The organism is Azospirillum sp. UFLA03-27 (assembly GCF_059803775.1).
In genome coordinates this window covers 1-9,428 of the sequence record NZ_JAUQTX010000248.1, presented here as the reverse complement: position 1 = coordinate 9,428, position 9,428 = coordinate 1, and the positions used below count along the sequence as shown (strand labels likewise).

7 protein-coding genes are annotated in these 9,428 nt (G+C 67.3%); 1 reads left to right on the top strand and 6 read right to left on the bottom strand.

Annotation, left to right across the window (positions count from 1 at the left end):
- Nucleotides 1-26: 26 nt before the first annotated feature.
- Nucleotides 27-1,043 carry an ankyrin repeat domain-containing protein gene (locus Q4I23_RS26560; protein WP_498528200.1) on the top strand — a complete coding sequence of 339 codons (1,017 nt, stop codon included), beginning with the start codon at nucleotides 27-29 and terminating at the stop codon, nucleotides 1,041-1,043.
- 86 nt (nucleotides 1,044-1,129) lie between these two features.
- On the opposite strand, the gene Q4I23_RS26555 is transcribed toward Q4I23_RS26560, so the two are convergent.
- The 6 genes from Q4I23_RS26555 to urtB all read right to left on the bottom strand — a co-directional run bounded on the left by Q4I23_RS26555 (nucleotide 1,130) and on the right by urtB (nucleotide 9,273).
- Entirely contained in the window at nucleotides 1,130-2,821 is a 1,692-nt protein-coding gene (locus Q4I23_RS26555) for a methyl-accepting chemotaxis protein (protein ID WP_498528199.1), read from the bottom strand.
- Between the two features lie 510 nt (nucleotides 2,822-3,331).
- Nucleotides 3,332-4,732 (bottom strand): M20/M25/M40 family metallo-hydrolase, encoded by a 1,401-nt coding sequence (locus tag Q4I23_RS26550; protein WP_498528198.1) that lies wholly within the window; start codon nucleotides 4,730-4,732, stop codon nucleotides 3,332-3,334.
- A gap of 184 nt (nucleotides 4,733-4,916) precedes the next feature.
- Nucleotides 4,917-5,612 (bottom strand): urea ABC transporter ATP-binding subunit UrtE, encoded by a 696-nt coding sequence (gene urtE / locus Q4I23_RS26545; RefSeq protein ID WP_498528197.1) that lies wholly within the window; start codon nucleotides 5,610-5,612, stop codon nucleotides 4,917-4,919.
- A 160-nt stretch (nucleotides 5,613-5,772) separates the two neighbouring features.
- Nucleotides 5,773-6,519, bottom strand: coding sequence for an urea ABC transporter ATP-binding protein UrtD (gene urtD, locus Q4I23_RS26540; RefSeq protein WP_035675131.1), 747 nt, complete (start codon nucleotides 6,517-6,519; stop codon nucleotides 5,773-5,775).
- Between the two features lie 5 nt (nucleotides 6,520-6,524).
- Nucleotides 6,525-7,664 (bottom strand): urea ABC transporter permease subunit UrtC, encoded by a 1,140-nt coding sequence (urtC, locus tag Q4I23_RS26535; RefSeq protein ID WP_498528196.1) that lies wholly within the window; start codon nucleotides 7,662-7,664, stop codon nucleotides 6,525-6,527.
- A gap of 4 nt (nucleotides 7,665-7,668) precedes the next feature.
- Nucleotides 7,669-9,273: an urea ABC transporter permease subunit UrtB gene (gene urtB, locus Q4I23_RS26530; RefSeq protein WP_498528195.1), complete on the bottom strand. Its 1,605-nt coding sequence runs from the start codon at nucleotides 9,271-9,273 to the stop codon at nucleotides 7,669-7,671.
- Between the last annotated feature and the right edge of the window lie 155 nt (nucleotides 9,274-9,428).

The window sequence follows — 9,428 nt, the reverse complement described above, 5'->3', positions numbered from 1 at the left end:
GCGTATAATCGTCGGCAGCGTCAGATGTGTATAAGAGACAGCCCCCCACGGCGTCCACGCCCTTCTCGGCCAGCGACAATGGCCTGAACCCACGCGTCCGCACCCTGGTCGATCAGGCCCGCCGGCAGATCGCCGCCAAGCTCCTGACCACCCCGCCGAACAACAACGCCTACGAGACGGTGTCGCGCCTGCGTGAGATCGCTCCGGCGACGCCGGAGATCCAGGAGCTTCTGACGACCATGGAGGAGACCTACCGCCGCTGGGCCTCGCTGGCGGAGCGCGACGGCAATTGGGACGAGGCGCGGCGCTTCTACGAGCGCGCCCTGATCGTCGCCCCCAACACCGGCGACCTGCGCGACCGCATCAAGGCGGCCGGTGAAGGGCGCGTGCTTCCCGCCACCACCGCCTCCGTAGGAGCTGCCGCCGCGTCCGGCACCCCGTCGGCGCCCCCGGCCAACGCGGAGGTCCGGCCCGGACTGGACAGCCGTGACGGCGCCATCGCCCTGATGCACCGCACCGACGAGCTGAAGCGCGCGCTGGACGGCGGCGCCGATCCCAACAAGCGGGTGGACAACGGCAAGACCTTGCTGATGCTGGCCTCCGAGCAGGGGCTGACCGACGCGGTGCGACTGCTGATCGACCGCCGGGCCAAGACGGAGCTGCGCACCGCCGACGGCGCCACCGCGGTGATGTACGCCGCCTGGGGCGGGCACGAGGCGGTGATCCACGCGCTGGCCGCCGCCGGCGCCGAACTCGACGCCACCAACGATGACGGCAAGACCGCCCTGATGGCCGCTGCCGCCCGAGGCCATGAAGGGGTGGTGAGGATCCTGGTCGACCGTGGCGTGTCGGTGGACCGGGTGGCCAGCCACGGCTGGTCGGCCCTGATGTACGCCGCCAACAACGGCCACGACCGCGTAGCCCGGATGCTGGTGGAGCGCGGCGCCAACCCATTCCGCATGGACACCGCCGGCAACTCCGCCCTCACCCTCGGCGCGCTGCAGGGCCACATGCAGGTGGTCGAGGCGCTGAAGCCGCACTGAGCGGCAAGCCAAGCAAAAAAGGACGGCGGGCGCCCCCAGGGACGCCCGCCGTTTTCGCATGTCGATCCTGCCCACCCCCCGGACGTTCAGGCGGCTTTGATCTCCGCCAGGAAGCTCTCGATCTCCTTGCGCAGCGTTTCCGACTGGCGGGCCAGTTCGCCCGATGCGCTCATCACCTGACCGGCCGCGGCACCCGTTTCGCCCGCAGCCATCGTGACCTCTGTGATGCTGCCCGAAACCTGATGGGTGCCCGCTGCGGCCTCCTGGACGTTGCGGGAGATCTCGTTGGTCGCGGCGCCCTGCTCCTCGATGGCCGCGGCGATGGCGGTGGAGATGTCGTTGATCTGGCCGATGATGCCGCCGATGGCCGAGATGTCGCGCACCGCGCCGTCGGTCGCGCCCTGGATGGCAGCGATCTGGGCGGCGATCTCATCGGTGGCCTTGGCAGTCTGGGAGGCCAGATGCTTCACCTCGCCGGCGACGACGGCGAAGCCCTTGCCGGCCTCGCCCGCGCGGGCCGCCTCGATGGTGGCGTTGAGCGCCAGCAGGTTGGTCTGGCTGGCGATGTTGGTGATGAGACTGACCACCTCGCCGATCTTCTGCGCGGCCTCGACCAGACCGCGCACCGTCTCGTTGGTGCGGGTCGCCTGCTCCACCGCCTGTCCGGCGATCTGCGAGGAGCGCGACACCTGCGTCGCGATCTCGCGGATGGAGCTGGCCATCTCCTCGGTGGCCGAGGCGACGGTCTGGACGTTGGCGCTGGTCTGCTCCGCCGCCGCCTGGACGGTGGTCGCCTGGATGTTTGTCCGCTCGGCCATGGAGGTCATGCTGTGGGCGGTGGCGTCCAGCTCCGAGGCTGCGGCGGCCACCGTGCGAAGGGAGGCCGAGGAGGAGTCCCCGAAGCGGTTCACCAGCCGCTCCACGGCTTCCGACCGGCGCTGCTTGGTCGCCTGTTCCGCCGCCTGGGCGGCGGCCAGCCGGTCCGCCTCGATCAGGCCGTCCTTGAAGACTTGCACCGCGCGGGCCATGGCGCCCAACTCGTCCTTGCGCTGCGCGCCGTCCACGGCGACCGTCAGCTCACGTCCCGCCAGCCGGTTCATCACCCCGGTGAGCTGCTGGATCGGCTTGGAGACGCCGGCGATGATCAGCAGCCCCATCATGGCGCCGAGGAGGGTCACGACGGAGATCGCGACGATGAGCAGGGTCTTGCTCGACCCGTAGGTCGCCTCGCCCCGGTCGGCGGCGATCCGACCGTTGCGGATGTTGAATTCGGACAGTTCACGCATGAGCGCCTGGGCCTTGCGGAACTCGGCGCGCGATTCGCCTTTGTAGAGTGCGGTCGCCTCGTTGTTGCGATTGTCCCGGGACAACGGAAGCAATTTTCGCTGGCTCAGTTCCTGGTAACGCTCCCAATGGCCCATGAGCTTCTGGAACGTTTCGGTCTCGTAGCCGGGGGTCAGCATGGATTCATATTTGCGAACCGCGTCCTGGAAGTTCTCCAGGGTCGCCGCCATGGTCTTCTCCTCCTCGGCCTGCTGGGCAGGCTCGGTGGATAGAATGTGCGCGGACTCCAGAATCCGGTAGAACTCGAAATAATCGGTCATCCGGGCAATCTCGCCGACGCTCGGCAACCAGTTATCGCGGATGTCCTTCCCCGCGTCATTCACCGTCGAAATGCGGTCTATGCTGAAAAGACCCAATGCGATGATGAACATGACGAGTATGGAAAACGAAGACACGATCTTCGCTTTTATCGTGACGTTCGATAGAACAGACATGCGACATTCCCTCCACGAATTCCCGAGCAAACCAGCGCGCCACCTTGTGAAGAACTTGAATTTTTCATTGTCTGCAACGCGTTTCTAAGGGATTCTCCGACTACGACACACGCGATACCGACAGGATTGCAGATTATGCAAGAGTTTCCCCAAAGCAGGAGCGGAAAGCTCACACGCTTGACGTCGACAACGGGTTCATGATTCCTTTTAATCTAGGCGATAGGACCTTTTGACATTCTACGCCGCGTGCCGATGCCAACCGGTACTGCACTCGCCTCACTGTTTATATCACATCATAAGTAAACTAGCTATTAAAGCGTTACGAACGCTAAAAACTTTTTTTCTTTTTATTTATTGCATTGATGGTTTTATAAAGTTTCTCACTTGAGAAACGTTTGTTTCGCGAGAGAATCACAGAACTCCAGCGAAGGCCGAAGGCGCAAAAAAAGCCCGCGGCCGCATTATGCGCAGCCGCGGGCTGAACCACGAAAACTTGCGGTCCGGGACGGATCAGAGAGCGGCGAAGCGCGCCAGCATGGCCGCATGCGAGCGGATGCCGTTGTGCAGGCACTTCACCTCGAACTTCTCGTTGGGCGAATGGATACGGTCATCCTCCAGCCCGAAGCCGACGAAGATCGAATCGAAGCCCAGCGCCTGCCGGATGTAGCCTCCGACCGGGATCGAGCCGCCGCTGCCGACCAGCGCCGGCCTGTTGGCGAAGACGTCGCCCAGCCCCGCCATGGCGGCGCGCAGATAGGGGCTGTCGGTCGGCACCTGGACCCCCGGCGAACGACCGAACACCTTGATCTCCCAGCGCCCGTCGGCCGGTGTGCGCTCCTCCAGGAAGCTGCGGATGCCGGACAGGATCTTTTCCGGGTCCTGAGCGGGCACGAGGCGGCAGGACAGCTTGGTCGACGCCTTGGACGCGATGACCGTCTTGGACCCCTCGCCGGTGTAGCCGCCCCAGATGCCGTTGATGTCGCAGGTCGGGCGCGACCACAATCGCTCCAGCGCGCTGCGCCCGGCCTCGCCCACCGGGGTCTTCAGCCCGACGCCGGCCAGGAATGCCCCCTCGTCGAAGCCGAGGTCGCGCCACATCCCCTTTTCCTCGTCCGTCGGCTCGGCCACGTCGTCGTAGAAGCCGGGGAAGCGGACGCGACCGTCCTCGTCGTGGATCTGGCCCAGGATGCGGGTCAGCGCGTTGATCGGGTTCAGCACCGCCCCGCCGAACATGCCGGAATGCAGGTCGTGGCTCGGCCCATGCAGCGTCGCCTCGACGTAGAGCAGGCCCCTCAGCCGGGTGGTGATGGCCGGCGTGTCGATGTTCCAGGCGTTGGTGTCGGTGATGACGCAGACGTCGGCCTTCAGCTCCTCCGCGTTGGCCTTCAGGAAGGGCAGCAGGTTCGGGCTGCCGGTCTCCTCCTCGCCCTCCAGCAGGACAGTCACGCGAATGGGCAGCGTGCCGTGCACGGCATGCCAGGCGCGGAACGCCTCGATGAAGGTCATCACCTGACCCTTGTCGTCCACCGCGCCGCGGGCGACGATGCGGCGGCCATGCTCGGCCTCGACGATGGCCGGCTCGAAGGGCGGGCTGTTCCACAGCTCCAGCGGCTCCGCCGGCTGCACGTCGTAATGGCCGTAATAGAGGATGTGCGGCACATCCGCGCCGCCCGGACCCGGATGGTGGGCGACGACCGCGGGATGGCCGGCCGTCTCGCGCACGGAGGCGTCGAAGCCCAGCCCGCTCAGTTCGCGCACCAGCCAGTCCGCGGCGCGGCGCACGTCGCTCTTGTAGGCCGGGTCGGTGCTGACGCTGGGGATGCGCAGCAGGTCGCAGAGGCGGCCAAGGGAGTCTTCGAAACTGCGGTCAACCTGCTGGAGAACGGGGTCGGCTGACAGGACGCTCGACATTCGGAACTGCCTTCGGTGTGAATGACTGGCACCGATGGTAGCGCATCGCGGTTCCGCGCCAAGCTCCACAAAGCGCAGGGGTGCCATCCTCGCGAAGGCGGCGTTCCCGGTTCCCGCCACGGGAAGCACAGGATGGCGGGACCGCGGCTCCGCCTTCGCGAGGATCCCCCCGGACGCAGGCGAGTCAGACAGTGAGATACCGCCGGACCTCGCTCTCCTCCAGCCCGTCGCGGCTGCCCGCCAGCATGACCTCGCCGCGTTCCATCACCGCCCAGTCGTCGGCCAGATCGCGGGCGAACTCGAAATACTGCTCGACCAGCAGGATCGCCATGGTGCCCTTGTCGCGCAGGTAGGCGATGGCCCGCCCGATGTCCTTGATGATGGAGGGCTGGATGCCCTCGGTCGGCTCGTCCAGCACCAGCAGCCGGGGCCGCGTCACCAGTGCCCGCCCGATGGCGAGCTGCTGCTGCTGACCGCCCGACAGGTCGCCGCCGCGGCGGTCCAGCATGGACTTCAGCACCGGGAACAGCTCGAACACCTCGTCGGGGATGGAGCGGTCGGCGCGCTTCAGCGGCGCATAGCCAGTCAGCAGGTTTTCCCGCACCGTCAGCAGCGGGAAGATCTCGCGCCCCTGCGGGACATAGGCGATGCCACGCCGCGCCCGCTCCGACGGGGCGAGCTTGGTGATGTCGCCGTCGTCCCAGACGATGGTTCCGCCGGTCACCGGCTTCAACCCGACGATGGCGCGCAGCAGCGAGGATTTGCCGACGCCGTTGCGCCCCAGCAGGCAGGTGACCTTCCCCACCTCCGCCGTCAGCGACACGCCGCGCAGCGCCTGCGCCGCGCCGTAATGGAGATCGACAGACCGTACGTCGAGCATGCTTGCTTTCTCCTGAATCCCTTCTCCCCTCCGGGGAGAAGGTTAGGATGAGGGGGCGGCCGCAGGCCGGAAACGCTCTGCAATGAGGCTGCGTTTCCGCCCTTCAGGCGCCCCCTCACCCCGACCCTCTCCCCAAAGGGGTGAGGGGAATGTGGTTCGGTCACCGACCCAGATAGACGTCGATGACCTGCTTGTTGGCGCTCACCGTGTCGAGCGAGCCTTCGGCCAGCACCGAACCCTCGTGCAGGACCGTGACCTTCACGCCCAGTTCACGGACGAAGACCATGTCATGCTCCACGACGATCACCGAATGCTTGCCGGCGATGTCCTTCAGCAGATGGGCGGTCTGTTCCGTCTCCGCGTCGGTCATGCCGGCCACCGGCTCGTCGACCAGCAGCAGTTTCGGGTCCTGCGCCAGCAGCATGCCGATCTCCAGCCACTGCTTCTCGCCGTGCGACAGGCTGCCCGCCGGGCGGTCGCGCCGCGGCGACAGGCGGGTGATGTCAAGGATCTCCTCGATCCGCGCCCGGTCTTCCCGTGTGGCCGAATAGGTCAGCGTCTTCAGCGGGCGGCGCGGCGCCTTGAGCGACAGTTCCAGATTGTCCCAGACCGTGTGCATCTCGAACACGGTGGGGCGCTGGAACTTGCGGCCGATGCCCAGGTTGGCGATGGCCGGCTCGCGCAGGCTGGTCAGGTCGGTGCGGCCCTCGAACAGGATGGTGCCGGTATCGGGCCGGGTCTTGCCGGTGATGACGTCCATCATGGTCGTCTTGCCGGCGCCGTTCGGACCGATGATCGCCCGCATCTCGCCCGGCTCGATGACCAGCGACAGGCTGTTCAGCGCCCGGAACCCATCGAAGCTGACCGACACGCCGTCCAGATACAGCAGGGTGTCCTCGGTGCTCATCTCTCTCAGACTCCCTTCTGGTCCGCCGGCTTGGCGGTGACCGTGGCGCGCGCCGGCAGCCGGTCGCGGAGCTGCGCCGCCAGACCCAGGATGCCCTTGGGCAGGAACAGCGTGACCAGCACGAACAGGCCGCCCAGCGCGAACAGCCACAACTCCGGCAGCGCCGCCGTGAAGTAGCTCTTTCCGAAATTCACCAGCACCGCGCCCAGCACCGGCCCGGCCAGCGTGCCGCGCCCGCCGACGGCGACCCAGATCACCGCCTCGATGCTGCTGGCGGGGGAGAATTCCGACGGGTTGATGATGCCCACCTGCGGCACGTAGAGCGCGCCCGCAACGCCGGCCATACAGGCCGACAGCGTCCAGGCGAACAGCTTGTAGCGATCGGTCTCGTAGCCCAGGAAGCGCACCCGGCTCTCGGCGTCGCGCACGGCGATCAGCACCTTGCCCAGCTTGGACGCCACCACGGCCGACGCCAGGATGTAGCCGGCCGCCAGCGCCACCACCGTCGCCACGAACAGCCCGACGCGGGTCGAGGCGGCCTGGACGTCGAAACCCAGGATCTCCTTGAAGTCGGTCAGGCCGTTGTTGCCGCCGAGCCCCATGTCGTTGCGGAAGAAGGCCAGCATCAGCGCGAAGGTCATCGCCTGCGTGATGATCGACAGATAGACGCCGGTGACGCGCGAGCGGAAGGCGAACCAGCCGAAGGCGAAGGCGAGCAGGCCCGGCACCAGCATCACCATGATCGCGGCGAACCAGAACTGGTCGAAGCCGTGCCAGTACCAGGGCAGCTCCGTCCAGTTCAGGAAGACCATGAAATCCGGCAGGTCGGCGTTGCCGTAGACCCCGCGCGAGCCGATCTGCCGCATCAGATACATGCCCATGGCGTAGCCGCCGAGCGTGAAGAAGGCGGCGTGGCCCAGCGACAGGATGCCGACGAAGCCCCAGACGAGGTCGAGCGACAGCGCCAGCAGGGCGAAGCACAGATACTTGCCGAGCAGCGCCACCGTGTGGGTGGACAGGTGCCAGGGCGAGTCCGGAGTCGTGCCCAGCGCCATGAACGGCACCGCCACGGCCAGCACCGCCAGGACGGTCAGCAGCACGCCGGCCTTCTTGTCCAGGCCCATCAGGAAGAAACGGGTCAGCATCGGATCAGGCCTCCACCGCCCGGCCCTTCAGCGCGAACAGGCCGCGCGGACGCCGTTGGATGAACAGGATGATGAAGATCAGCACCAGGATCTTGCCCAGCACCGCGCCCGCGTAGGGCTCCAGGAACTTGTTGACGCCGCCGAGCGCCAGCGCGCCGACCAGCGTGCCCCACAGGTTGCCGACACCGCCGAACACCACGACCATGAAGCTGTCGATGATGTAGCCCTGGCCCAGGTTGGGGCTGACGTTGTCGATCTGGCTCAGCGCCACGCCGGCCAGCCCGGCGATGCCGGAGCCGAGCCCGAAGGTCAGCGCGTCCACCCGCGCGGTGCGGATGCCCATGGCGTTGGCCATGCTGCGGTTTTGGGTGACGGCGCGGATGCTCAGCCCGAACCAGGTCTTGCGCAGCGCCACCAGCAGCGCGCCGAAGACGAGGAAGGCGAAGACGACGATCCACAGCCGCCCGTAGGTGATGGTCAGCCCGCCCAGCTCGAAGGCGCCGGACATCCAGGACGGGGCGCCGACCTCGCGGTTCGTCGGCCCGAAGATGGAGCGCACCGCCTGCTGAAGCGCCAGCGACAGGCCCCAGGTCGCCAGCAGCGTTTCCAGCGGGCGCCCGTAGAGCCAGCGGATCACGCTGCGCTCGATGGCGACGCCGACCGCGCCGGAGACCAGGAAGGCGACGGGCAGCGCCACCAGGATGGAGAAATCGAACAGGCCCGGCGCCCACTGGCGGAAGGCCTCCTGCACCAGGAAGGTGGCATAGGCGCCGATCATCACCATCTCGCCATGCGCCATGTTGATGACGCCCATGACGCCGAAGGTGACGGCCAACCCGATCGCCGCCAGCAGCAGCACCGAGCCAAGCGACAGGCCGTACCACAGGTTCTGGGCGGCGCCCCACAGAGCGAGCCGCTGCTCGACCGACGCGATGGCCTTCGTCGCGGCGTCCTTCACCGCGTCGCTTCCGGTGTTGGCAGCGCCGTTCAGCAGGGCCCGCGCGTCCTGGTCGCCGCGCTCCTGAAGCACCGCGACGGCGGCGATCTTGTCGGCGTCGGGCGCGTCCCCGGCCAGCAGGACGGAGGCCCGCGCCTGGGTCATCGCGCGGCGGACGCGCTCGTCGGTTTCCTTGGCCAGCGCCGCGTTCAGCGCGTCCAGCGCGTTGGCGTCGCGGCTCTTGAACACCGCCTCGGCGGCCTGCCGCCGCGTGCCGGCGTCGGGGCTCATCAGGGTGAGCGCGCCGAGCGTCGCGCTGATCGTGCGACGCAAAGCGTTGTTGATGCGGATCTTCTCGACCGCGTTGCGGTCCGCCTCACCCAACGCGGCGCCGGTTAGCGGATCGGTCAGTGCGTAACCGCCGCCGGCGCGTTTGGCGACGACCACGGCGCCGTCCGCCTTGCGGACGTGCAGGTCGCCGGCCTGTAGGGCCTCGATCGCCGGCACAACGGCGGGATCGCCGGTTTCGGCCAGCCCGGCGAGGGCCTTTTCGGTCTCGGCGTAGTTGCCGGCGCCCAGGCCACGAACCAGCGGGGCCAGATCGGCGGCAAAAGCGGCGGGTGCGGCCAGCGCCAGAAACGCGGCCAGCAGCCAGCAGAATGCGCGGTGCATCGCGGTTCCTGTGATGTGTCGGAAGGCAATTTTTCGAGAAGGGCGTTGCCCCCACCCCGGCCCTCCCCCGCTTCGCAGGGGAGGGAGAATGATCCCCTGCGAAGCGGGGGAGGGTCTGTCTCTTATACACATCTCCGAGCCCACGAGACTATAAC